This is a genomic window from Limosilactobacillus balticus, from assembly GCF_014145615.1.
In the GTDB taxonomy this organism is placed as follows: Bacteria; Bacillota; Bacilli; order Lactobacillales; family Lactobacillaceae; genus Limosilactobacillus; species Limosilactobacillus balticus.
Map to the genome: position 1 here is coordinate 1 of NZ_JACIVH010000026.1, position 242 is coordinate 242.

At 49.6% G+C, this 242-nt stretch carries 1 protein-coding gene; it reads left to right on the plus strand.

Annotation, left to right across the window (positions count from 1 at the left end):
* A partial coding sequence (locus H5S10_RS00155) for a Rib/alpha-like domain-containing protein (protein ID WP_267905320.1) occupies positions 1 to 242 on the plus strand: 242 nt, incomplete at both ends.

Sequence of the window (242 nt, forward strand, 5' to 3'; positions counted from 1 at the left end):
CGGATAAGTACGCGCCAGAAGGTCAAACAATCAATACGAAGACTGGTGTAGTCCCAGATCCAGCTGACGGGATCAAGAACAAGGACGAGTTACCAGCTGGCACAAAGTATACGTGGAAGGATACGCCAGATGTAAGTACCGAAGGAAATAAGCCGGCAACGGTTGTGGTAACATACCCAGATGGTTCCAGGGACGAAGTGCCAGTCACAGTTCATGTTACAAAGCCAAGCACGGCAAGTGAT